The 22,368-nt window shown below is 73.9% G+C and carries 21 protein-coding genes; 17 read left to right on the top strand and 4 right to left on the bottom strand.

Annotated elements, in window-relative coordinates:
- The first annotated feature begins 52 nt into the window (after positions 1 to 52).
- Positions 53 to 2,602: an alpha-glucan family phosphorylase gene (gene glgP, locus ABDB74_RS16035; protein WP_346619757.1), complete on the top strand. Its 2,550-nt coding sequence runs from the start codon at positions 53 to 55 to the stop codon at positions 2,600 to 2,602.
- A gap of 229 nt (positions 2,603 to 2,831) precedes the next feature.
- Positions 2,832 to 3,782 (top strand): FHA domain-containing protein, encoded by a 951-nt coding sequence (locus ABDB74_RS16030; protein ID WP_346619756.1) that lies wholly within the window; start codon positions 2,832 to 2,834, stop codon positions 3,780 to 3,782.
- 322 nt (positions 3,783 to 4,104) lie between these two features.
- Here ABDB74_RS16030 and ABDB74_RS16025 read toward each other — a convergent pair whose 3' ends face one another.
- Both ABDB74_RS16025 and glgX read right to left on the bottom strand, forming a co-directional pair.
- Complete coding sequence (locus ABDB74_RS16025; protein WP_346619755.1) at positions 4,105 to 4,626, bottom strand: hypothetical protein; 522 nt, start codon at positions 4,624 to 4,626, stop codon at positions 4,105 to 4,107.
- Between the two features lie 265 nt (positions 4,627 to 4,891).
- On the bottom strand, positions 4,892 to 7,042 hold the full coding sequence (gene glgX / locus ABDB74_RS16020) for a glycogen debranching protein GlgX (protein WP_346619754.1): 2,151 nt from the start codon (positions 7,040 to 7,042) through the stop codon (positions 4,892 to 4,894).
- 70 nt (positions 7,043 to 7,112) lie between these two features.
- Here glgX and ABDB74_RS16015 point away from each other — a divergent pair, with 70 nt between their 5' ends.
- The 11 genes from ABDB74_RS16015 (at position 7,113) to ABDB74_RS15965 (ending at position 16,727) form a co-directional block, all read left to right on the top strand.
- Positions 7,113 to 7,919, top strand: a complete 807-nt coding sequence (locus tag ABDB74_RS16015) for an ABC transporter ATP-binding protein (protein WP_346619753.1) — start codon at positions 7,113 to 7,115, stop codon at positions 7,917 to 7,919.
- 28 nt (positions 7,920 to 7,947) lie between these two features.
- Positions 7,948 to 8,298 carry a VOC family protein gene (locus ABDB74_RS16010; protein ID WP_346619752.1) on the top strand — a complete coding sequence of 117 codons (351 nt, stop codon included), beginning with the start codon at positions 7,948 to 7,950 and terminating at the stop codon, positions 8,296 to 8,298.
- 83 nt (positions 8,299 to 8,381) lie between these two features.
- Positions 8,382 to 9,167 carry an enoyl-CoA hydratase-related protein gene (locus ABDB74_RS16005; protein ID WP_346619751.1) on the top strand — a complete coding sequence of 262 codons (786 nt, stop codon included), beginning with the start codon at positions 8,382 to 8,384 and terminating at the stop codon, positions 9,165 to 9,167.
- Between the two features lie 146 nt (positions 9,168 to 9,313).
- Positions 9,314 to 10,465, top strand: a complete 1,152-nt coding sequence (locus ABDB74_RS16000) for an extracellular solute-binding protein (RefSeq protein WP_346619750.1) — start codon at positions 9,314 to 9,316, stop codon at positions 10,463 to 10,465.
- Positions 10,466 to 10,524: 59 nt separating this feature from the next.
- Positions 10,525 to 11,376 (top strand): ABC transporter permease subunit, encoded by an 852-nt coding sequence (locus ABDB74_RS15995; RefSeq protein ID WP_346619749.1) that lies wholly within the window; start codon positions 10,525 to 10,527, stop codon positions 11,374 to 11,376.
- Complete coding sequence (locus ABDB74_RS15990; RefSeq protein WP_346623901.1) at positions 11,373 to 12,266, top strand: ABC transporter permease; 894 nt, start codon at positions 11,373 to 11,375, stop codon at positions 12,264 to 12,266. Before ABDB74_RS15995 ends, ABDB74_RS15990 begins: the two co-directional genes overlap by 4 nt.
- Entirely contained in the window at positions 12,263 to 13,378 is a 1,116-nt protein-coding gene (locus ABDB74_RS15985) for an ABC transporter ATP-binding protein (RefSeq protein ID WP_346619748.1), read from the top strand. The genes ABDB74_RS15990 and ABDB74_RS15985 overlap by 4 nt, the downstream gene beginning before the upstream one ends.
- Before the next feature lie 104 nt (positions 13,379 to 13,482).
- Positions 13,483 to 13,650 (top strand): RGCVC family protein, encoded by a 168-nt coding sequence (locus tag ABDB74_RS15980; RefSeq protein ID WP_346619747.1) that lies wholly within the window; start codon positions 13,483 to 13,485, stop codon positions 13,648 to 13,650.
- A 58-nt stretch (positions 13,651 to 13,708) separates the two neighbouring features.
- Positions 13,709 to 14,833 carry a PLP-dependent cysteine synthase family protein gene (locus ABDB74_RS15975; RefSeq protein ID WP_346619746.1) on the top strand — a complete coding sequence of 375 codons (1,125 nt, stop codon included), beginning with the start codon at positions 13,709 to 13,711 and terminating at the stop codon, positions 14,831 to 14,833.
- A gap of 117 nt (positions 14,834 to 14,950) precedes the next feature.
- Entirely contained in the window at positions 14,951 to 15,730 is a 780-nt protein-coding gene (locus ABDB74_RS15970) for an electron transfer flavoprotein subunit beta/FixA family protein (protein WP_346619745.1), read from the top strand.
- A 34-nt stretch (positions 15,731 to 15,764) separates the two neighbouring features.
- Positions 15,765 to 16,727 carry an electron transfer flavoprotein subunit alpha/FixB family protein gene (locus ABDB74_RS15965; protein WP_346619744.1) on the top strand — a complete coding sequence of 321 codons (963 nt, stop codon included), beginning with the start codon at positions 15,765 to 15,767 and terminating at the stop codon, positions 16,725 to 16,727.
- 60 nt (positions 16,728 to 16,787) lie between these two features.
- Here ABDB74_RS15965 and ABDB74_RS15960 read toward each other — a convergent pair whose 3' ends face one another.
- A complete protein-coding gene (locus ABDB74_RS15960; RefSeq protein WP_346619743.1) occupies positions 16,788 to 17,462 on the bottom strand; it encodes a response regulator transcription factor in 675 nt (224 codons plus the stop codon).
- Complete coding sequence (locus ABDB74_RS15955) at positions 17,459 to 18,817, bottom strand: histidine kinase (protein WP_346619742.1); 1,359 nt, start codon at positions 18,815 to 18,817, stop codon at positions 17,459 to 17,461. Before ABDB74_RS15955 ends, ABDB74_RS15960 begins: the two co-directional genes overlap by 4 nt.
- Before the next feature lie 160 nt (positions 18,818 to 18,977).
- On the opposite strand from ABDB74_RS15955, the gene ABDB74_RS15950 reads away from it, so the two are divergent.
- The 4 genes from ABDB74_RS15950 to ABDB74_RS15935 are packed head-to-tail and all read left to right on the top strand — an operon-like array spanning position 18,978 to position 22,328.
- Positions 18,978 to 19,670 (top strand): hypothetical protein, encoded by a 693-nt coding sequence (locus ABDB74_RS15950; protein ID WP_346619741.1) that lies wholly within the window; start codon positions 18,978 to 18,980, stop codon positions 19,668 to 19,670.
- A gap of 56 nt (positions 19,671 to 19,726) precedes the next feature.
- Positions 19,727 to 20,584 carry an MFS transporter gene (locus tag ABDB74_RS15945; protein ID WP_346619740.1) on the top strand — a complete coding sequence of 286 codons (858 nt, stop codon included), beginning with the start codon at positions 19,727 to 19,729 and terminating at the stop codon, positions 20,582 to 20,584.
- Complete coding sequence (locus tag ABDB74_RS15940) at positions 20,557 to 21,126, top strand: hypothetical protein (RefSeq protein WP_346619739.1); 570 nt, start codon at positions 20,557 to 20,559, stop codon at positions 21,124 to 21,126. Before ABDB74_RS15945 ends, ABDB74_RS15940 begins: the two co-directional genes overlap by 28 nt.
- A complete protein-coding gene (locus ABDB74_RS15935; RefSeq protein ID WP_346619738.1) occupies positions 21,123 to 22,328 on the top strand; it encodes a cysteine desulfurase family protein in 1,206 nt (401 codons plus the stop codon). The genes ABDB74_RS15940 and ABDB74_RS15935 overlap by 4 nt, the downstream gene beginning before the upstream one ends.
- Positions 22,329 to 22,368 lie beyond the last annotated feature (40 nt).

Raw genomic sequence — 22,368 nt, 5'->3', positions numbered from 1 at the left:
GGCGGGCGCGCACGAGCCTGCCGCCGGGCCCGGCTCTGGTTAGTCTCGACCGATGCGTGCTCTCCGTCGGTTCACCGTCCGTGCGGCTCTGCCGGAGCCGCTCCTGCCCCTGTCCCAGTTGGTGATGAACCTCCGCTGGTCCTGGCACGCGGAGACCCGGGACCTCTTCGAGGCCCTCGACCCCGACCTCTGGCAGCGCTGCGGCGGTGACCCCGTCCGCGCGCTCGGGGAGGTGTCGGCCGAGCGGCTGGCCGCGCTGGCCAAGGACCGCCGGTTCGTCCGCCAGCTGACCGACGCGGTCGACGACCTGAACGAGTACCTGGCGACCCCTCGCTGGTACCAGTCGCTGGGCGCCGAGGCGCCGGCGACGATCGCCTACTTCTCCGCCGAGTTCGGCATCACCGAGGTGCTGCCGCAGTACTCCGGTGGGCTCGGCATCCTGGCCGGCGACCACCTGAAAGCCGCCTCGGACCTCGGGGTGCCGCTCGTGGGGGTCGGCCTGCTGTACCGGGCAGGGTACTTCAGCCAGGGGCTGTCGGCCGACGGCTGGCAGCTGGAGCACTACCCGTCGCTGGACCCGCACGGCCTGCCGATCAAGTTGCTGCGCGAGGCCGACGGCTCCGCCGTCGTCATCACCGTGCCGCTGCCCGAGGGGCGCACCCTGCACGCGCACGTCTGGCGCGCCCAGGTGGGTCGGGTCTCGCTCCTGCTGCTCGACAGCGACATCGAGGAGAACGCCCCGGCCGAACGCGGGGTCACCGACCGGCTCTACGGCGGCGACGAGGACCACCGCCTCCGTCAGGAGATGCTGCTGGGCATCGGCGGCGTGCGGGCGCTGCGGGCCTACTGCTCGCGCACCGGCACGCCCCAGCCGGAGGTCTTCCACGCCAACGAGGGCCACGCCGGGTTCCAGGGCGTGGAGCGCATCCGGGAGCTGACCGAGGCCCACGGGCTGACGTTCCCGGAGGCGCTGCAGGCCGTCCGCGCCGGCACGGTCTTCACCACGCACACGCCCGTGCCCGCGGGCATCGACCGGTTCCCGAAGGCACTCATCGAGCGCTACTTCGCCGGCTTCGGCGTCCCGCTGGACCAGCTGCTGCCGCTCGGCGCCGAGGACGACCCGGCGAAGTTCAACATGGCGCACATGGGCCTGCGCCTGGGCCAGCGGGCCAACGGCGTCAGCGAGCTCCACGGGCACGTCAGCCGCGGCATGTTCAACGACCTGTGGCCGGGCTTCGACGAGGGCGACGTGCCCATCGGCTCGATCACCAACGGGGTGCACGCACCCACCTGGACCGCGCGCGAGCTGGTCGAGATGGGCACCCAGACGTCGAGCCAGGGTGACCCGGTCGCGGTCGACGGCCCGGTCCACTTCGACGGCGTGGACCGGATCCCGGCGGCGGACCTCTGGAGCACCCGCCGCATGCTGCGCGCCCGCCTGGTCGACGAGGTGCGGCGCCGGATCCGGGAGACCGCCCTCTCCCGCGGGGCCGCCGAGGCGGAGGTGGGCTGGACCGACACCGCCTTCGACCCCGACGTGCTCACCATCGGCTTCGCCCGCCGGGTGCCCTCCTACAAGCGGCTGACGCTCATGCTGCGCGACCCGGCGCGGCTCAAGGCGCTGCTGCTGGACCCGGAGCGGCCGGTCCAGCTGATCATCGCGGGCAAGAGCCACCCGGCCGACGACGGCGGCAAGGGGCTGATCCAGCAGATGGTCGAGTTCGCCGACGACCCGGAGATCCGCCACCGGATCGCGTTCCTGCCCGGCTACGACATCGGCATGGCCCGCTACCTCTACTGGGGCTGCGACGTCTGGCTGAACAACCCGCTGCGGCCGCTCGAGGCCTGCGGCACCTCCGGCATGAAGGCGGCGCTCAACGGCGGGCTGAACCTCTCCATCCGCGACGGCTGGTGGGACGAGTGGTTCGACGGCCAGAACGGCTGGGCCATCCCCACCGCCGACGGCGTGGCCGACCCCGACCGTCGCGACGAGGTCGAGGCGCGGGCGATCTACGAACTGCTCGAGACCCAGGTGGTGCCCCGGTTCTACGGGACCGACCACGAGGGCCTCCCCACCCGCTGGGTCGAGATGGTGCGGCACACCCTGCGGGAGACCGGCCCCAAGGTGCTGGCCACCCGGATGGTCCGCGACTACGTGCGCGCCCTGTACGTGCCGGCCGCCGGATCGGCCCGGGCCATGGCGGCCGACGGCTACGCCCCGGCGCGCAGCGAGGCCTCGTGGCGGTCGCACCTGCTGCACCACTGGCACGACGTCCGCGTCGCGCACGTCGAGGCGACCGGCGCGAAGGACACCCCGGAGATCGGCTCGACCCTCGCCCTGCGCGCCGAGGTCGAGCTGCCCGGGCTCGAGCCCTCCGACGTCGAGGTCCAGGCCGCCTACGGCCGGGTCGACGACGCCGACGGGCTGCACGAGGTGACCACCGTGCCGATGAGCCACGAGCACACCGACGGGTCGCGGCACTGGTTCACGGCCACCGTGCCCCTGGAGCGGACGGGTGCCTTCGGCTACACGGTGCGCGTCCTGCCGTACTCGGAGTACCTGGCCGACCCGGCGGAGCTCGGCGTGGTGAGCTCGGCCTGACGACAGCCGCGGGAGCATCGCAGCGAGCGCCAGCGAGCGAGGAGCGGACCGGGGCGCGGAGGCAGGCCCATGAGCTCGGCCTGAGGAGCGTGTCGAGGGCGGTGCGAGCGCAACTCAGGGGCCACTCGGGCCACGCCGGTCCCAGTGACCTCCTGTGACCTCGTGACGCCCCGGCGTGGCGGTGGGCCGCGCCCAGCCAGACCCGTCGCGCATCACTAGGCTGGACGCCATGCCCGACCGTTGTGAAGTCCTCCCCGGAGATGCCGTCGTCGCCCGCCGTGGCGGCGGCCTGCTGTGGGTCGACGCACCCGGCTCGCCCGCCCTCGTGTCGGCCCTGCACGCCTGCCTGGGTGTGTCGGGTCCCGGTGCCGACCACGTCCTGGCCGCCGTGGCCGGCCAGGTGAGCTCCCTCGCCTCCGGCAGCGCCTCCTTCGCCCTCGTGCTCACCGGTGACGCCGGCAACGGCGTCGCGCTGTGGGCGGGCAAGGGGCAGCCGGCCGTCGACGGCGTACCGGTCTCCGGCTCGTCGGTGGAGGGCGGCACGCTGGCCGCCGGCTTCTCCCTGGGGCAGTCCCTCTACGTCGGCCCCGGCCAGTCGGCGCCGGGCACCCCGCCGGGGATCAGCTACGACCTCGTCGAGGGCACCGTCCCCGGGGCCGGCGCGACGCTGCACCTGGCCGGTACCGCTCCCGCGACCGCGGTGGCGGCCGCCCCCGTGCAGTCGCCGTTCTCGGCCGGCACCGACGCCGGCTTCGGCGGGAGTCGTGGCGCGGCCGCCGCGGCACGACCGGACTCCGGCGAGCAGACGGCGTTCTGGCGGCCGGACTCGGACGCGGCTGCGCCGATCCTGCGGTTCGACGACGGCATGGTCGTCACCGTGGACGAGGACCTCGTGCTCGGCCGGCGCCCCGACAACCACGAGATGGTGAGCAGCGGCTCCGCCCGCGCCGTGCCGATCGCCGACACCCAGAACGTGCTCTCCTCGGCGCACGCCGCGCTGACCCGCTCGGGCCGCGAGGTCTCGCTGGTCGACCTGGGCTCGCTCAACGGCACCCACGTCGCCGGCCCCGAGGCCACCGAGTGGACCCAGCTGGAGCCGGGCGTGGCCCACCCGCTCTCCGACGGCGACCGCCTGCTGCTCGGCTGGACGGTCATCACCTTCGAGCAGCCGCAGGAGTAGGCGCCGCAGGTGAAGCGCCGAGGCCCCGTCAGAGCGTGCGGACTCGGCCTCAGCGCACTTCGCCGTGAGGGTCGGACGCGATGGGCGGGGTGCGGGCAAGATGTCGTTGCACCTGTGTCCGTCCTTCGGCCGACGTGGCGTCATGCATGGGCTGTACCGATAGCCAACGGCACGACGAGTGAACGTGTCGTGGCCGACTCATACTCCCTCGAGAACGAGGGCAGGCGCCCTGTCGCCGCGGATCGTCGCCGCCCGACTCGACTCTCCAGGGCCGGGGTGCAGATCCCGACCTGACGACTGATCGGTCGCTAGGCCTCAGCGGCTAATCAACTCGCGCCAAGTCGTCCAGGCGCAGATCGTCGCGCGCGCACTCGTAATATGGGGCATAGGTCCTGAAGAGGTCAGCGCAAGTCATGTGCCATCTGCTTCGTATGTCCTCGCGAAGACCGCTTCGGTAGATGATCTCGTAGTGCATGTCGAACCAGTTGTTGCCGACCTCTGCTGGGCCCACGGAGAGGAGGTCCACGTCTGAAATGCTTGCCCAATGTTCGGTGTAGCCCGGTTCCTGGGTCTGGCGTAGGTCTTGAAACCCCCGCGTGGTCAGCTCGGCGCGAGCGCGACCTGGTTCCCCTACCGCCGTGTCGAAATAGTGGTTGGCGAACTCGATGACTTCACCGTTGCGGAAGGCTTCTGGCGAGCTCGTGATCGTATTGAGGCTGGCCACCATTGCTACGAAGGCGACCCATGCTCCCCCTATCGAGGCGGCGACCGCCGTCAGGCTGCGCAATGTGAACCGCCGGCCACCCTGAGGTGCAGGGGGGCTCTGAAGTTGCTCATTCAGCATGGGGCCGTCCTGACGTCCTCGCCCATCGAGGCTGAAGAGGCTTCTACTGCATCGGCCACGAATCGAGCCCTGCGTTCCTCGTGTCCGTACGGGCTCACCTGAGTCGGACATGTCGGTACGGCTCGTAGCTGGTCCGCTACGCCATGTGCGAGCAGGCCCGCGTTCTCGCTCCTCAACTCCTTGTCGGAGTCGGATGGCGGGTCCGGACGGTTGGTGAGGTTCCTGCCACCCATGACGATGATCTTCCGAGGGGACAGCAGATGCCTCAGGGGCGGCGTTCGACGCGGAGCAGCCAGATGCAGCGGCCGGGCATCACCAGCGGCCCCGGAGCCACGAAGGTCGGCTCCGGCGGGGCGCCGGCCGGGTACTCGGTGGACAGCACCAGCTCGTAGCCGTCGGCCCACGGCGGCCCGGGCAGCGTCACGGTCACCGGCTCGGGGCCGGCGTGCAGCTGCACGAGGTAGGAGTCGTCGAGCACCGGGTGGCCGTGCTGGTCGCGGTGCCGGATGCCGCGGCCGTCGAGGTACATGCCGAGGGTCTGCAGGCCGGTGTCGAACCAGTCGCCGGTCGTGAGCTGGCCGCCGGCCGGGGCGAACCACGCGAGGTCCCGGGTGCCGTCGCTGCCCGGCAGCTCGTGGCCCTCGAAGAACGCCTCCTGACGCAGCACCGGGGCGCCGCGCCGCAGCCGCACCAGGCGGGTGACGAAGGCGAGCAGGTCCGCGTCGACCGACGTCCAGTCCAGCCACGACAACTCGTTGTCCTGGCAGTAGGCGTTGTTGTTGCCCTGCTGCGTGCGGCCCAGCTCGTCGCCGGCCGTGAGCATCGGGACGCCGGTCGACAGCAGCAGCGTGGTCAGGAGGTTGCGCACCTGGCGGGCCCGCAGCGCGGTCACCGCCGGGTCGTCGGTCGGGCCCTCGACGCCGCAGTTCCAGTTCCGGTTGTGGCCCTCGCCGTCGCGGTTGTCCTCGCCGTTGGCCTCGTTGCGCTTGCGCTCGTAGGTGACCAGGTCCCGCATCGTGAACCCGTCGTGGGCGGTGACGAAGTTGATGCTGGCGAAGGGCCGGCGGCCGTCGGAGCGGTAGAGGTCGGAGGAGCCGGTCAGCCGGTAGGCGAGGTCGCGGACCCCCACGTGCGCGCCCGACCAGACGTCCCGGACGGTGTCGCGGTACTTGCCGTTCCACTCCGTCCACGGCGGCGGGAAGTTGCCCACCTGGTACCCGCCCGGCCCGACGTCCCAGGGCTCGGCGATCAGCTTGACATGGCTGACCACCGGGTCCTGGTGGACGACGTCGAAGAAGGCCGAGAGCCGGTCGACGTCGTGCATCGAGCGGGCCAGCGCGGAGGCGAGGTCGAACCGGAAACCGTCGACGTGCATCTCGGTGACCCAGTACCGCAGCGAGTCCATGAGCAGGCCCAGCACCGCCGGCCGCCGGACGTCCAGGGTGTTCCCGCAACCGGTGTAGTCGGTGTAGCGGCCGGGGTTCTCGCCGTCGAGGCGGTAGTAGCCGGGGTTGTCGATGCCCTTGAACGACAGCGTCGGCCCGGTGTGGTCGCCCTCGGCGGTGTGGTTGTAGACGACGTCGAGGATCACCTCGATGCCGGCGGCGTGCAGCTCCTTGACCATCGTCTTGAACTCGGTCACCTGCCCCCCCGCGCTGCCGGAGGCGCTGTAGGCCGCGTGCGGGGCGAAGTAGCCGAGGGTGTTGTAGCCCCAGTAGTTGGTCAGCCCGCGCCGGAGGAGGTGCGGCTCGCTGACGAAGTGGTGCACCGGCAGCAGCTCGACCGCGGTGACGCCGAGCGCGAGCAGGTGCTCCACGAACGCCGGGTGGGCCAGACCGGCGTAGGTACCGCGCAGGTGCGCCGGCACACCGGGGTGCCGGGCGGTGGCGCCCTTGACGTGGACCTCGTAGATGACGGTGTCCGACCAGGAGCGGCGCAGCGGCCGGTCGCCGTCCCACGGGAACGGGTCGTGCACGACGACCCCGCGAGGGACGAACGGCGCGGAGTCCCGGGCGTCGGGGACGGGGGAGTCCGGGGCGTCGGACGGGTGGCCGAACAGCGCGCCGTCCAGCCGCAGCTCGCCGTCGACGGCCCGGGCGTAGGGGTCGAGCAGCAGCTTGGCCGGGTTGCAGCGCAGACCGGAGAACGGGTCGTAGCCGCCGTGCACCCGGTAGCCGTAGCGCTGGCCGGGGCCGACGCCGGGCAGCCGGCCGTGCCACACCTGGTGGGTGGTCTCCTCGAGCCGGTGGCGGTGCTCGGTCCCGTCGGGGGTGAACAGGCACAGGTCGACGGCGGAGGCCCCGGCCGACCACAGCGCGAAGTTCGTCCCGCGCCCGTCCCAGGTGGCGCCGAGCGGAGCGGGCGTGCCGGGCAGCACGCCGGGGACCGGGGATCCGGCTGCGGAGGAATCGATCACCCGGTGATCGTGCCGTCTCCGCGACCGGAGGGGGCGCACCGACGACCGGCGGGGTTGGTTGGATGGGGGCGTGTCGAACCCTGACGCCCCCGAGGGGGCGGTCGTACGGATGGCCGGAGTCGACGTCGTCCGGGGGCAGAACCACCTGCTCAAGGGCGTCGACTGGGTGGTCGAGGAGGACCAGCGCTGGGTGGTGCTCGGTCCGAACGGGGCGGGCAAGACCACGCTGCTGCAGCTCGCCGCGGCGCAGCTGCACCCCACCCGCGGCGAGGTGCGGCTGCTCGGCGAGACACTCGGCGCCGTCGACGTCTTCGAGCTGCGGCCGCGGATCGGCCTCACCAGCGCCTCGCTGGCCCAGCGCATCGAGCCGGCCGAGCGCACCGGCGACATCGTCGTGTCCGCCGGCTACGCCGTGGTCGGCCGGTGGCGGGAGCAGTACGACGTCCACGACCTGACGCGGGCGGCGGTGCTCATGGAGCAGTGGGGGGTTGCCCCGTTCGCCAACCGGCCGTTCGGCACTCTCAGCGAGGGCGAGCGGAAGCGGACGCAGATCGCCCGCGCGCTGATGCCCGACCCGGAGCTGCTGCTGCTCGACGAGCCCGGCGCGGGCCTGGACCTGGCCGGCCGCGAGGACCTGGTCGCCCGGCTGTCGGATCTCGCGAGGTACCACTACGCGCCCGCCCAGGTGCTGGTCACCCACCACGTCGAGGAGATCCCGCCCGGCTACACCCACGCCCTGCTCCTGCGTGAGGGCGGGATCGTCGCGGCCGGGGCGGCCGACGACGTGCTCACCGCCGAGGTGCTCTCGGAGACCTTCGGGCTGTCGCTGTCGCTGACGCGGACCGACGGTCGGTTCACCGCCCGCCGGGCCGGCTGACCCTTCCCGGGGCTGCGAGCATGCCGGCATGGCAGTCCTCCGGGTGGTCCCCGATCTCACGAGCGCCGACCTCGACGCGGCGCGCCGGTTCTACGGCGACGTGCTCGGGCTGGAACCGGTGATGGACCACGGGTGGATCGTGACCCTCGCCGACCCGGCCACGGGGAGCCGCCAGATCAGCCTCGTGTCCCACGACGCGACAGCCCCGGTCGTCCCGGTGGTGTCCGTGGAGGTCGACGACGTCGACGCCGCCCATGCCGCCGCCGTCGCCTCCGGCGCGGAGATCGTGCACCCCCTGACGGACGAGCCCTGGGGGGTGCGCCGCTTCTTCGTCCGCGATCCCGACGGCAACGTGCTCAACGTCCTGGGCCACCCCTGACGGGGACGGATCCGGGCTGCCGGGGACCGGCCCCTGGCTAGGGTGCCCTGGACGACGTCGTCCGCACCTGGAGGAACCGCACCATGGCCGAGCCCGAGTTCGTGACCCTGCAGGTCGAGGACGGAGTCGGCACCATCCGGCTCGACCGCCCGAAGATGAACGCGATCGACGAGCAGCTGCACCTGGAGGTGCGGGCCGCCGCGCTGGAGGCTGGCGAGCGCGACGACGTCCGGGCCGTGGTGATCTACGGCGGGGAGCGGGTGTTCGCCGCCGGCGCCGACATCAAGGCCATGTCCCAGCTGGATGCCGGGGGCATGACCGCGTGGGGCCGGGAGCTGCAGGAGTCGTTCCGGACGGTCGCCCACATCCCGAAGCCGGTCATCGCCGCGATCACCGGCTACGCCCTGGGCGGCGGCTACGAGCTGGCGCTGTGCGCCGACTTCCGGGTGCTCGGCGCCTCCGCGAAGATCGGCCAGCCCGAGATCCTGCTCGGCATCATCCCCGGCGCGGGCGGCACCCAGCGGCTGGCCCGCCTGGTCGGCCCGGCCCGGGCCAAGGACCTGGTCTTCACCGGCCGGCACGTCGGCGCGGAGGAGGCCCGGGAGATGGGGCTCGCCGACGCCGTCGTCCCCGACGCCGAGGTCTACGAGACGGCGCTGGCGATGGCCCGGAAGCTCGCCGCGGGCCCGCCCCTGGCGCTCGCGGCCGCGAAGCGGGCGATCGACGGGGGGCTGGACCGCAGCCTCGACGAGGGCCTGGCGCTCGAGACCGAGCTGTTCGCCGGGCTCTTCGACACCGAGGACCAGGCCACCGGCATGCGCTCGTTCCTGGAGAGCGGCCCCGGCAAGGCCACGTTCACCGGCCGCTGAACCGAACGGTCCGTGGTCCAACGGTCACGTAACGGTCACCTGGCAGTACTGCACAAAGCGGTACCGCATCGGCGACAATCCCGGAGGCCGCCCGACCGGTGCCAACGGGGCACCGGTCGCGGCGCGGCACCACACCAGGAGGACACGTGCGACGAAGCACCCTGCGGACCACGATCGCGGTGGTCACCGCTGGGCTGACCCTGACCGCCTGCGGCTCCGGCGGCGACGCCGGCTCCGGCTCGGGCGGGGGCGACGGCAGCGACGCCGCGACCGCGACCTCGGTGGAGGACTTCGGCGGCATGGACGCCCTCGTCGAGGCCGCGCAGGCCGAGGGCGAGCTCAACGTGATCGCGCTGCCCCCGGACTGGGCCAACTACGGCGAGATGCTCGAGACCTTCAGCGAGAAGTACGACATCGAGATCAACAGCGCCAGCCCCGACGGTTCCAGCCAGGACGAGCTCAACGCCGTCGAGAGCCAGAAGGGCCAGGACCGCGCGCCCGACGTGCTGGACCTCGGCACCGCGTTCGCCCGCCAGGCGCAGGCGCAGGGCCTCACGGCGCCGTACCAGGTGCAGACCTGGGGTGAGATCCCCGAGGACCAGAAGGACCCCGAGGGCCACTGGTACAACGACTACGGCGGCTACATCTCCATCGGCTGCAACGCCTCGGTCGTCGACGAGTGCCCGACGACGTTCGCCGATCTGCTCGACCCGCAGTACGCCGGTCAGGTGGCCCTCAACGGCAACCCGACCCAGGCGGCGGCGGCCTTCAGCGGGGTCTGGGCGGCGTCCCTGGCCAACGGCGGCAGCCTGGACGAGATCGGCCCGGGGATCGACTTCTTCGGCCGGATCAAGGACGTCGGCAACTTCAATCCCGTCGAGATCACCCCGGCCACCATCCAGAGCGGCGAGACGCCGATCTCGATCGACTGGGACTACCTCAACGCCGGGCTCACCGAGACCCTCGCCGACCAGGGCGTCGAGTGGGAGGTGGCCGTGCCCTCCGACGGCCTGTTCGGCAGCTACTACAGCCAGGCGATCAGCAAGTTCGCGCCGCACCCGGCCGCGGCCCGGCTGTGGCAGGAGTTCCTCTACAGCGATGAGGGACAGAACATCTGGCTGAACGGCGGCGCCCGGCCGGTCCGGCTGCCTGCGATGGAGGAGGCCGGCACGGCCGACGCCGACGCGCTGGCCGCGCTGCCCGAGGTCCAGGGGACGGCGAAGTTCCCGACCGAGGAGCAACAGACCGCGGCGCAGGCGGTCGTCGCCGAGCGCTGGAACGCGGAGATGTCCGGCTGAGTACCGCACCAACCCACGGAGTCGCGCCGGTCCCTCGTCGCAGGGGCCGGCGCGGCCGCGTGCTCGTCGTCCTGGGGGCGCTGCCCTTCCTGCTCTACATCGCCGTGTTCCTGGTCCTCCCGATCGGCGTGCTCGCCGTGGAGGCGTTCCGGGCGACCGACCCGGTCACCTTCGAGGAGACCTGGTCCACGGCCTCGGTCGAGGCGATCACCGACGGCGCCTACCGGCGGGCCTACGTCGGGAGCCTGCAGCTGTCGCTGATCACCGCGGTCATCGGCGCGGCGCTGGGCCTGGCCCTGGCGATCGCCGTGCTCCGGGCCCGCCGCGGCCGGCTGCTGCGCCGGCTGGTGCTCACCGCCTCCGGCGTCCTGGCCAACTTCGGCGGCATCCCGCTCGCCTTCGCCTTCATCGCCACGATCGGTGGCAACGCCGGGGTGGTGACCGCGCTGCTCACCGACACCCTCGGCCTCGGGCTGGGCGGCTTCTCGCTGTACTCCATGACCGGCCTGGCGCTGGTCTACCTGTACTTCCTGATCCCGCTCATGGTGCTGACGATCATCCCGGCACTGGAGGCGCTGCGGCCGCAGTGGCGCGAGGCGGCGGACAACCTGGGCGCCACCGGCTGGCAGTACTGGCGCTACGTGGGCGGCCCGGTGCTCCTGCCGCCGGTCCTCGGCGCCACGATGCTGCTGTTCGCGTCGGCCTTCGCGGCGTACGCCACGGCCCGGGCGCTCGTCGGCAGCAGCATCCCGCTGGTCACCCTGCAGATCGCCGACGCCCTGTCGAGCAACGTCGTCGTCGGGTCGGAGAACGTGGGCAAGGCCCTGGCGCTGGGCATGGTCGTGCTCATCGGCCTGGTGATGGTCTTCTACGCCTGGGTGCAGCGCCGGACCCAGCGGTGGCTGACATGACCCTGCTCGCCGAGAACGTCGCCGGTGCCGGCGGCGTCGAACCGGAGACGCCGCAGCGCCGCGGTCGCCGCGGCCGCCGCGGGGCGGGGGCCTGGCGGTACGCCGTCCTCGCCGTCCTGGGCCTGTACTTCCTGGTGCCGATCGCGGCGTCGGTGTGGTTCACCGTGCGCGACCGCGGGCGCGGCGGGTTCAGCGGCCGGGTCTACGCCGGCATCCCCGGCGCCGAGGGCTTCGCGGAGGCGTTCACGCGGTCGCTGGCCCTCGGCGCCCTCACCGTCGTCCTGGTCCTGCTGCTCATGGTGCCGACCGTCGTGCTGGTCGAGCTGCGGCTGCCACGGCTGCGCACGACGGTCGAGCTGCTCACCCTCATGCCGCTCGTGCTGCCCCCGATCGCCCTCGTCGTCGGGGTGCGCAGCGTGCTGGCCTGGGCGCCGGAGCACTTCTACGGGACGGCGCTGGCCGAGGCGTTCTTCGCGCTCCAGGAGCCCGCGCTGCCGTGGATCCTCGTCTTCGTCTACGTCGTCCTCGCCCTGCCGTTCGTCTACCGGGCCCTCGACGCCGGCGTGCGCGGGGCCGGGTTGCGCACGCTCACCGAGGCCGCTCGCAACCTCGGGGCCTCGTGGCCGCGGGTGCTGGTCTCGGTGGTGCTGCCGGCGTTGCGCACCTCGGTGCTCAACGCCTCGTTCCTGACCCTCGCCCTGGTCCTCGGCGAGTACACGATCGCCGCGATCCTGGGCTTCGAGACCTTCCCGACGTGGATCGTCCGCATCTCGGGCTCCCAGCCCCAGCTGTCGGTGGCGGTCTCCGTGCTGTCGCTGGTCGTCACCTGGGTGCTGCTGCTGATGATCTCCGCGCTGGACCGCCGGCGCGGCACGAAGGAGAGCTCATGACCGCCGTCTCCGCGCGGGTGCCCGGGCCGACCGGCCTCCGGGAGCGCCCCGGGGTGCCCATCCGGCTGGACGGGCTGACCCGTCGTTACGGCTCCGTCGTCGCGCTCGACGGCCTGGACCTCGACATCGTCGGGGGCGAGTTCCTCGCCCTGCTGGGGCCCTCGGGCTGCGGCAAGACGACGGCGCTGCGGGCGATCGCCGGCTTCGCCCAGCCCGACTCCGGGCGGGTGCTCGTCGGGGGCCGGGACGTCACCGGGGTGCCGGCCAGCAAGCGCGACATGGGCATGGTGTTCCAGGCCTACAGCCTGTTCCCCAACCTGACGGTGGCCGAGAACGTCGCGTTCGGGCTGCGGGTCCGGCGGCGCGCGAAGTCGGAGCAGACCGCCCGGGCGGCGGAGCTGCTGGAGCTGGTGGGGCTCGCCGACCGCGCCACCCGCTACCCCCACCAGCTCTCCGGGGGGCAGCAGCAGCGGGTCGCGCTGGCCCGGGCGCTGGCCGTGTCGCCGCAGGTGCTCCTCCTCGACGAGCCGCTCTCCGCGCTCGACGCGCAGGTGCGGGTGCAGCTGCGCGAGGAGATCCGCCGCATCCAGCTGGAGCTGGGCATCACGACCGTGTTCGTCACGCACGACCAGGCGGAGGCGCTGTCGGTCGCCGACCGGGTGGGGGTCATGCGGTCCGGCCGGCTCGAGCAGGTGGCCTCGCCCGACGAGTTGTACGAGCGCCCGGCCACCGCCTTCGTCGCCGAGTTCGTGGGCACGATGAACCGGCTGCCGGCCACGCTCGCGGGGGGAGAGGTGCACCTGCTCGGCACCCGCCGGCCCCTCGCCGGCGCGGCGCCGTCCCCCGGCCCGGTGGTGGCGCTGGTGCGGCCCGAGTCCCTGGTCGTGCGGGCCGACCCGGCAGGTGACGGGCGGGTGGTGACCCGCACGTTCTCCGGTGCCGTCACCCGCGTGCTGGTCGCGCTGCCCGGCGCGGTGGAGGCGCGCGTCGACGTCGCCAGCGCCGAGAGCCAGTCGCTGACCCCCGGGGCCACCGTCACGGTGACCCCTGCCGACCGCCCGGTGCTGGTCGCCCCGGTCGAGCCGGAGGGCGCCGGGCGGGCCGGGGCGTAGCGTCGGGGTCGTCCTGGTCCACCTCGCGCACCGGCTCTCTGCCGGTGCCGGGACCGGGAGCACGTCACCGCGCGCCGGTCACCCCGGCTCAGTCAGGTCGTCCCATGATCTCCGCCCCGCCCCGCCCCGCCCGCCACGTGCAGAGCGTCGCGGAGGGCGCCTGCCCGGCCTGCCCGCACGCGCTGGACGCGCACGACCGGATCTCGCTGCGGTACTGCCGGGCCAGCGCGGGGCACGCCACCACCCGAGGGTGCGTCTGCCCACGGGCATGACGGCGTGGGGCACGGCGCACCGGGGGGCGCCGGTTCCCCGGTGCGCGATCATGCGCGGGTGACTCCCTCCGACCCCGCCGACGTCGACCGCTCGGACCCGGCCGGACGGGCGTGGGTCGACCGGGCCGTGGCCGCGGTCGAGGCCGACGCCCGGCGCAGCGCCGACACCCACCTGCTGGTCTACCCGCTCCCGCCGGAGTGGGGCATCGACCTCTACCTCAAGGACGAGTCGACGCATCCGACCGGCAGCCTCAAGCACCGGCTGGCCCGGTCGCTGTTCCTCTACGGGTTGTGCTCCGGGCAGATCACCGAGGGCAGCACGGTCGTCGAGTCCTCCAGCGGGTCGACGGCGGTCAGCGAGGCCTACTTCGCGCGGATGCTCGGCCTGCCGTTCGTCGCGGTCATGCCGCGGTCGACCAGCCCGGAGAAGATCGCGCTGATCGAGTTCCACGGGGGCGTGTGCCACTTCGTGGACCACGCGCCGGACATGTACGAGGAGGCCCGCCGGCTGGCGGCCGAGTGCGGCGGGCACTACCTCGACCAGTTCACCTACGCCGAGCGGGCCACCGACTGGCGCGGGAACAACAACATCGCCGAGTCCGTCTTCGAGCAGCTCGCGGCGGAGCGGCACCCGGTCCCGGAGTGGGTCGTCGTGGGTGCCGGCACGGGCGGCACGAGCGCCACCATCGGCCGCTACATCCGCTACCGCCGGCACCCCACCCGGCTGGCGGTCGTGGATCCGGAGAACTCGGCCTTTCTCCCCGGCTACGCGTCCGGGGACGCCGGCCGGACGACCGGGACGCCGTCGCGGATCGAGGGCATCGGCCGCCCGCGGGTGGAGCCGTCGTTCGTGCCCACGATCGTCGACCGGATGATCGGGGTGCCCGACGCCGCCTCGCTGGCCGCGATGCGGCACCTCGAGCGGGTGACCGGCCGCCGGGCCGGCGGATCGACGGGCACGAACCTGTGGGGGGCCTTCGGCCTGGTGGCCGAGATGCTCGCCGCGGGCCGGCGCGGCAGCGTGGTCACGCTGCTGTGCGACGGCGGCGAGCGGTACGCCCGCACGTACTACTCCGACGAGTGGGTGGCGGCGCAGGGGCTCGACCTGGCCCCGCACACCGAGACGCTGCGGCACTTCGCCGCGGCGGGGGAGTGGACGGCGTCCCGCTGGAGCCGGGCGTGACGTGCCTCACCTGCCCCTCGGCTCGCATCGGCGTTACCGCCCAGTAGCCTCCATGATCGGAGCCAGGCGGGTCTTCGTGCCCGCATCCTGAACGCGTCCTGAGGAAGGTTCAGCGCGATGAACATCGTCGTTCTTGTCAAGCAGGTCCCGGACTCGGGAAGTGAGCGCAAGCTGGACCCGGCCGACAACACCGTCGCCCGTGCGTCCGCCGACAACGTGATCAACGAGATGGACGAGTACGCCATCGAGGAGGCGCTCACCATCAAGGAGGCGCAGGGCGGCGAGGTCACCGTCCTGACCGTGGGCCCCGACTCCGCCACCGACGCCATCCGCAAGGCGCTGTCCATGGGCGCCGACAAGGCCGTGCACGTCGTCGACGACGCCATCCACGGCTCGTGCGCGGTGCAGACCTCGGCGGTCATCGCCGCGGCGCTGGGCCAGATGGAGTACGACCTCGTGCTCTGCGGCGCGGAGGCCACCGACGCGCAGCTGTCGGTCATGCCCGCCCTGATCGCCGAGCGCCTCGGCCTCCCGCAGCTGTCCGGTGCCCGCAAGGTCACCATCGAGGGCGGCACGGCGAAGGTCGAGCGGCAGACCGACGGCGGCTTCTGGGCCCTCGAGGCGCCGCTGCCGGCGATCATCTCGACCTGGGACACGATCAACGAGCCGCGCTACCCCTCGTTCAAGGGGATCATGGCCGCGAAGAAGAAGCCGGTCGAGACCAAGTCGCTGGCCGACCTCGGCGTCGACGCCGGCAGCGTGGGTCTGGCGAGCGCCACCAGCAAGGTGCTCGACTTCGCCGGCCGCCCGCCGAAGGGCGAGGGCGTCAAGGTGACCGACGAGGGCGACGGCGCGCAGAAGTTCGTCGACTTCCTCGCCAGCCAGAAGATCGTCTGACCCGGCCCGGATCGAAGGAAGAGGAGAACACCCCATGGCAGAGGTCCTGGTCCTGGCCGAGCTCGACCCGGCCGGCGGCGGAGTCCGCAAGACCACCCTGGAAGCCCTGACCGCGGCGCGTGCGCTCGGTGAGCCGTCGGCCGTCGTCCTCGGCGCGCCCGGCACGGCCGCCGGCGTGAAGGACACCCTCGCGGAGTACGGCGCCGCGACCGTCTACGTCGCCGAGTCCGAGGACGTCGACGCCTACCTGGTGGCCCCCAAGGCCGAGGTGCTGGCGCAGCTGGTGAGCGAGAAGTCGCCCGCCGCCGTCGTCATCCCCTCCTCGCCGGAGGGCAAGGAGATCGCCGCCCGCCTGGCCATCAAGACCGGCAGCGGCTTCCTCACCGACGTCACCGAGATCGCCGCCGACGGCACCGCGACCCAGGTCGCGTTCGCCGGGGCGACGATCGTGCACTCGCAGGTCACCGTCGGCACCCCGATCTACACCCTGCGCGGCAACTCGGTCGCCCCCGAGCCGGCCCCGGCCGCGGGCGCCGAGCAGGCCGTCGCCGTCTCGGTCAGCGACCAGGCCAAGCAGGTCCGGGTCGTCGAGCGGGTCGTCGAGCAGAAGAGCAACCGCCCCGAGCTGACCGAGGCCTCGATCGTCGTCTCCGGCGGTCGCGGCGTCGCCAGCGCCGAGAACTTCTCGGTCATCGAGGGCCTGGCCGACTCGCTCGGCGCCGCCGTGGGTGCCTCGCGCGCCGCGGTCGACTCCGGCTTCTACCCGCACAGCTTCCAGGTGGGGCAGACCGGCAAGACCGTCTCGCCGCAGCTGTACGTCGCCGTCGGCATCTCCGGCGCGATCCAGCACCGCGCCGGCATGCAGACCTCGAAGACGATCGTGGCCATCAACAAGGACCCCGAGGCGCCGATCTTCGAGCTGGCCGACTTCGGTGTCATCGGCGACCTGAACACGGTCGTCCCTGCTGCCACCGAGCAGATCAACGCCCGCAAGTAGCGGGCCGCACCACCCAGCCGTCGAGCGCCGGCCCCTCCGGGGGCCGGCGCTCGACGCATCTCAGGGGGGATCCGCCCGGTGCTCCACCCAGGTGAGCACCGCGCGGACCCGCCGGTCGGTGTCGGGTGAGCCGTGCAGCCCGAGCTTGGCGAAGATCGATGCCACGTGCTTGCTCACGGCGGATTCCGACACGTGGAGGGCCGCGGCGATGGCGCCGTTCGTGCGTCCCTCCGCCATGCCGCGCAGGACGTCGATCTCACGGGCGGAGAGGTCCCGCACGGGGGAGCGGGCGGTCCGCCGGCCCGCGGCCAGCAGGGCATCGACGACCTGCGGGTCCACCACGGAGCCGCCGGTGTGGACGGCCTCCAGGGCCCGGATGAGCTCGTCCCGGTCGCCGACCCGGTCCTTGAGCAGGTAGGCCAGCCCAGCGGTGCCCTGCCCGAACAGCGCGGACGCGTACGAGGCATCGGCGTGCTGGGAGAGCACGACCACCCCTACGCCCGGGTGCTCGGCGCGCAGCCGCAGCGCGGCGGTGATGCCGTCGGTCGTGAACGTCGGGGGCATGCGGATGTCGGTCAGCACGACGTCGGGGAGCAGCTCCCGGACACGCAGCAGCAGCTCGGGCGCGCTGGCGGCCGTGCCGACCGTCGTGACCTCGTCCCCCTCGTCGAGCAGCCGCCGCACGCCCTCCCGCACCAGGTAGTTGTCGTCGGCGAGGACGAGCCGCAGGCTCACCGCGGCCCCCCGGAGTCGGGGAACGTCGCCCGGACGACGGTGCCCGTGCCCGGGGCGCCGGTCACCGAGAAGCTGCCGCGGAGCGACTCGACCCGGTCCTGCAGGCCACGCAGGCCGCCACCGGCGGACGTACCGGGTCCCGGCCCCGGACCGTCGTCGGCCACGACCGTCTCCAGGCGGCCGCCGACCCCGGTGATCCGGACGGCGACCCGGCTTCCCGGCGCGTGCTTCAGGGCGTTGGTCACGGCCTCGGTGACGACGAAGTACGCGGCCGCCTCCACCGCGGCCGGCCGGCGTGCGGCGGCGTCGGGGTCGGTGTGCAGCTCCACCGCAGCCGGCAGCGAGCTCAGCCGGCTCTCGATCGCGGGTACCAGCCCGGCATCCTGGAGCACGGGGGGACGGATGCCGCGGACCAGCTCGCGCAGCTCCGTCATCGCCCCGCGCACCCGTTCGCCGACCTCGCTGACGGTGGCCCCGGCCACCTCGGGGCTGCGTTCCAGGTGCCGTGCGGCCAGCGCCGTGAGGGACAGCGCGGCGACCAGTTGCTGCTGCACGCCGTCGTGGAGGTCGCGCTCCAGCGCGCGACGTGCGGCGTCCTCCGCGGTGACCAGTCGCTCGCGCGACTCGACCAGCCGGGCCTCCAGGCTTCGCACCCGCCGGGTGATGCCGATGAGCAGGGCCACCGGGAAGAGGGCCAGGGCGAGCAGGAACAGCGGCACGAACACCGGTTCCGGTGGGACGGGCGCCCCGGCCACCTCCACCACGACGATCAGCGCCAGCAGGACCGCGAGCAGGCCGATGCTGCCCAGCGCCCAGCTGAGCTCCCGGCGCCGCTGGGCGCTGCCGTTGCGCCACCGCAGGAGCAGCAGCACGATCCCGAGGAGCACCCAGGCCGGTTCGGTGGCGCGGACGACGGTCCCGGCGGTCCCGAGGGGCTCGAGCCCGGCCAGGGCGACCGGGTTCTCCCGGGCGGGGGAGTCGGCATCGACGGCCAGCGTCGCGGCGCCGACGAGTTCGAGCACCGGCGCCGCGACGGCGAGGACGGCCAGCGTCCGGCCGAGCCGGACGTGCCACACCGAGTCGGCGACGCCGTCGGGCAACCGGGTCAGGGTCAGCACGATGGCGGCCACCGCTCCCAGGAAGGTGATCCAGCCGGCCGTGCGCCAGAGGGCGAAGCCGACCGGGGTGGCCACCTCGCGGGCGACCGACTCGGCGCCGGTGCTCGCAGCCAGCAGCAGCCCTGCGGCCAGCAGCGAGCGGGCGGCGGCGTTGCGTGGGGTCAGGCAGACGGCGGCCAGGCCGGACGCCACCCAGGTGACGAGGACGCCACCGATCAGGAGGCCGACGCCGGGCACCGGCTCACTGTGGCACCCGGCACGGTCTCCCGGGAGGGCGCGGGCTGCCGTCGGGGGCTGCAGTGCGCTGCAGCCGATCGGGCAGCCGGCTCCAGGGCGGGGACCGGTCGCGGCGCCGACGATCGCCGCACCGATCCGCACGACCCGGAGGACATCCGCCATGAAGCGTTCCCCGCTGCCCGTCCTGCTCTTCCTCGCCGGCGCCGCCTGGACCGCCGGCCAAGCCGTGCTCCCCGACATGGGGATGGAGTGGGGGCCGCGGCTGGCCGCGGTCGCCGGAGCCCGCCCGGCGCAGGCGCTGTCGGCCGGCTTGTTCGTCGTCGCGGGTGCCCTGCTGGTGACCGCGGCGGTCGTGGCGGCGCGCCGGCCGCTGCCCGGCCGGGGGGCCGGCACCGTCCGCACCGGTCTGGTCCTGCTGGCTCTCGGTGGGATCTGGCTGGCGGCCGGCCGGGGGGCGTTCAACCTGCAGATGTACCGGCTGACCGATCCTGCCGTCCCGGCGGCGCCGGCGGCCGATGTCCTCGCGGCGGACATCGGCCCGGGCTTCGTGCCACTGGTCCTCGCACTGCCCGCACTGCTGGTGGCGCCCGTGGTCCTGGCGGCCGGTGCCTGGCGGAGCGGGGCCGCCGGCCGGCTGCCGGTGCTCGCGCTGGCCGCCTGGGTACTCGGCATCGGCGGGTTCATGGCCAGCGAGTTCTCGGTCAAGGCCGGTGAGGTGGCGGGCCTCCTCGTGGCCTCGGTCGGGTTGGTCCTCGTCGCCGTCGCCGTGTCCCGCGCGGCCGTCCCGGGCGCCGGGGCGCCGGCCGGCACCCCGCTCGCCGCCACCGGGCACGTGCCCGCCGGCCGGGTGTGAGCACCGTCGTCGCCGGCCGCGGGAAGCCGTGGCCGGCGACGACTGTTGGGGGGTTCGTGGACACCCGCGCGGCGCCGTCGGTCTTCGACCGCGCGCACCGGCTCACCACTGCCGGCCTGCTGATGCTGGTCACTTTCGTGGCGTTCGAGGCGATGGCGGTGGCGACGGCCATGCCCACCGCCGTCACCGAGCTGGACGGCCTGGCCTGGTACGCGTGGCCGTTCAGCGCCTATCTCGTCGCCTCCGTCGTCGGCATGGTCCTCGGCGGCGACCTGGGCGACCGCCGGGGCCCGCGCACCGCCCTGCTCGCCGGCGTCGCGGTCTTCGCCGCCGGGCTCCTCGCCGCCGGCCTCGCGACGTCCATGGCGGTGTTCGTGGCCGCGCGGGCGGTGCAGGGCGTGGGCGGCGGGATCATCGCCGTCTCGCTCTACGTGGTGGCCGGGCAGGCCTACGCGGCCGCGCTGCGTCCCCGGCTGTTCGGTGCCATCTCGGCCGCCTGGGTGCTGCCGGCCCTGATCGGTCCGGTCGTCGCCGGGCTGCTCACCACGCACCTGACCTGGCGGTTGGTGTTCCTCGGGCTCCTCCCGCTCATCCTCGTCGGTCTCGCCCTCGTGCTGCCCGCGGTCCGGGGCCTCGCCGTCCCCGAGGCCGGGGTGGCGCCCGCCCCGGGGCGGCGCTGGTGGGCGCTGCTCGCCGGCGCGGGCATCGTGCTGCTGCAGTACGCCGGTCAACGGCTGGACCTACTGGCGGCCGGGCTCGCCGTGGTGGGGGTGGCCGCACTGGTCACCGGGCTGCGGCCCCTGCTGCCGCCGGGGGTGGCGACGGCGCGCCGCGGGCTGCCGGCGGTCGTGGGTGCCCGGGGCTGCTCGCCGGCGCCTTCTTCGGCATGGACGCGCTGCTGCCGCTGGCCCTGACCGCCCTGCACGGGTATCCGGCGGCCGCGGCCGGGGTGCCGCTCACCACCGCGGCGCTGGGCTGGGCGATCGCCTCCCAGCTGCAGGGCCGCCGCCCCGGGTGGCCGCGGGTGGCGGTGCTGCGCACGGGCTTCCTGCTGCTCGCCGCCGGGCTGGCGGGGACGGCGCTGATCGCGGTGCCCGGCATCGGCGGCTGGCCGGCCTACCTCACCTGGGCGGTGGCCGGTCTCGGCATGGGGCTCGGGATGCCGAGCCTCGGCGTGCTGCTGCTCGACCAGTCGCCGGAGCACCGCCGCGGCGCGGACTCGGCGGCCTTCCAGATCGCCGACGTGACCGGGTCCGCGCTGCTCGTCGGCGTCGTCGGGGTGCTCGTGGCCGTCTCGGTGGCCGGCGCACTGCCGCTGTCGGGCGCGGTGCTGGCCGGGGTGGCCGTGCTCACCGTCGTGGCGCTGGCCGGGGCCGCGATCGCCCCCCGTGCGGGTGCCGGTGTCCCGGTGACGGCGGCCCCCGCCGGCCGCGCGACTACCCTGAGCCCGTCATGAGCGACTCGGAACCGGTCTACCTCGACCACGCGGCGACCACGCCGATGCTGCCCGAGGTGCTGGCCGCGATGACCGAGCAGCTCGGCCGGGTCGGCAACGCCTCGTCGCTGCACGCCAGCGGCCGGGCCGCCCGCCGCGCCGCCGAGCAGGCCCGCGAGCGGGTGGCCGAGGCGCTGGGTGCCCGGCCGTCGGAGGTGCTGTTCACCGGCGGCGGTACCGAGAGCGACAACCTCGCCGTCAAGGGGCTGTTCTGGGCCCGGCGCGCGGCCGACTCCCGCCGTCGCCGGATCGTGGTGAGCCCGGCCGAGCACCACGCAGTCCTCGACAGCGTGGAGTGGCTGGCCAAGCACGAGGGCGCCGAGGTCACCTGGCTGCCGGTCGAGCCCTCCGGCCGGGTCACACCCCGCGCGCTCGCGGAGGCGCTCGGCGACGGCACCGACGTCGCGGTCGCGAGCGTCATGTGGGCCAACAACGAGATCGGCACGGTCAGCGACATCGCCGCCCTCGCCGCCACCGCGCACGACGTGGGCGTGCCCCTGCACACCGACGCGGTGCAGGCGGTGGGGCACGTCCTGGTCGACTTCGGCGCCACCGGCGCCGACGCCCTGACCATGACCGGGCACAAGCTCGGTGGACCCATGGGCGCCGGCGTGCTGCTGCTGCGCCGGGACGCCGAGTGCACCCCGTTGCTGCACGGCGGCGGACAGGAGCGCGACGTCCGGTCCGGCACCCTCGACGTCGCCGCGATCGTCGGGTTGGCCGTCGCGGCGGCCACCGCGGTCGAGGGCCGGGTGGAGCGGGCGGCCGAGCTGACCCGGCTGCGCAACCGGCTGGTCGCGGGCGTCGTCGGGCAGGTGCCCGACGCGCAGCTCAACGGCGCGCCCCTGGACGACGTGGTGCGCTCCGGCCCGGGCCGGCTGCCCGGCAACGCGCACCTGTCCTTCCCCGGCGCCGAGGGTGATGCCCTGCTCATGCTGCTCGACGCCCGCGGGATCGAGTGCTCGACCGGATCGGCGTGCAGCGCCGGGGTGGCCCGGCCGAGCCACGTGCTGCTGGCGGTCGGCGCCGACCCCGACCGGGCGCGCAGCTCGCTGCGGTTCAGCCTCGGGCACACGAGCACCGACGCCGACGTCGACGCCCTGCTCACGGTGATCGCACCCGTGGTGGAGCGTGCCCGCCGGGCCGGGATGGGACGTCGGTGAGGCGACAGGGAGCGAGCCTCGCAGCGAGGTCTGCGAGCGA

Origin of the sequence: Blastococcus sp. HT6-4 (assembly GCF_039679125.1) — a bacterium.
GTDB lineage: Bacteria > Actinomycetota > Actinomycetes > Mycobacteriales > Geodermatophilaceae > Blastococcus > Blastococcus montanus.
The sequence above is the reverse complement of the archived record's forward strand: the minus strand, read 5'-3'. Positions and strand labels throughout refer to the sequence as shown.

Coding starts and splice junctions, on each gene's coding strand:
- ABDB74_RS15950 (WP_346619741.1), top strand. CDS start 18,978: ATGAAGCGTTCCCCGCTGCCCGTCCTGCTCTTCCTCGCCGGCGCCGCC.
- ABDB74_RS16005 (WP_346619751.1), top strand. CDS start 8,382: ATGGCCGAGCCCGAGTTCGTGACCCTGCAGGTCGAGGACGGAGTCGGC.
- ABDB74_RS16030 (WP_346619756.1), top strand. CDS start 2,832: ATGCCCGACCGTTGTGAAGTCCTCCCCGGAGATGCCGTCGTCGCCCGC.
- ABDB74_RS15965 (WP_346619744.1), top strand. CDS start 15,765: ATGGCAGAGGTCCTGGTCCTGGCCGAGCTCGACCCGGCCGGCGGCGGA.
- ABDB74_RS15990 (WP_346623901.1), top strand. CDS start 11,373: ATGACCCTGCTCGCCGAGAACGTCGCCGGTGCCGGCGGCGTCGAACCG.
- ABDB74_RS15985 (WP_346619748.1), top strand. CDS start 12,263: ATGACCGCCGTCTCCGCGCGGGTGCCCGGGCCGACCGGCCTCCGGGAG.
- ABDB74_RS16025 (WP_346619755.1), bottom strand. CDS start 4,626: ATGCTGAATGAGCAACTTCAGAGCCCCCCTGCACCTCAGGGTGGCCGG.
- ABDB74_RS15970 (WP_346619745.1), top strand. CDS start 14,951: ATGAACATCGTCGTTCTTGTCAAGCAGGTCCCGGACTCGGGAAGTGAG.
- ABDB74_RS15940 (WP_346619739.1), top strand. CDS start 20,557: ATGGACGCGCTGCTGCCGCTGGCCCTGACCGCCCTGCACGGGTATCCG.
- glgP (WP_346619757.1), top strand. CDS start 53: ATGCGTGCTCTCCGTCGGTTCACCGTCCGTGCGGCTCTGCCGGAGCCG.
- ABDB74_RS15935 (WP_346619738.1), top strand. CDS start 21,123: ATGAGCGACTCGGAACCGGTCTACCTCGACCACGCGGCGACCACGCCG.
- ABDB74_RS15980 (WP_346619747.1), top strand. CDS start 13,483: ATGATCTCCGCCCCGCCCCGCCCCGCCCGCCACGTGCAGAGCGTCGCG.
- ABDB74_RS16010 (WP_346619752.1), top strand. CDS start 7,948: ATGGCAGTCCTCCGGGTGGTCCCCGATCTCACGAGCGCCGACCTCGAC.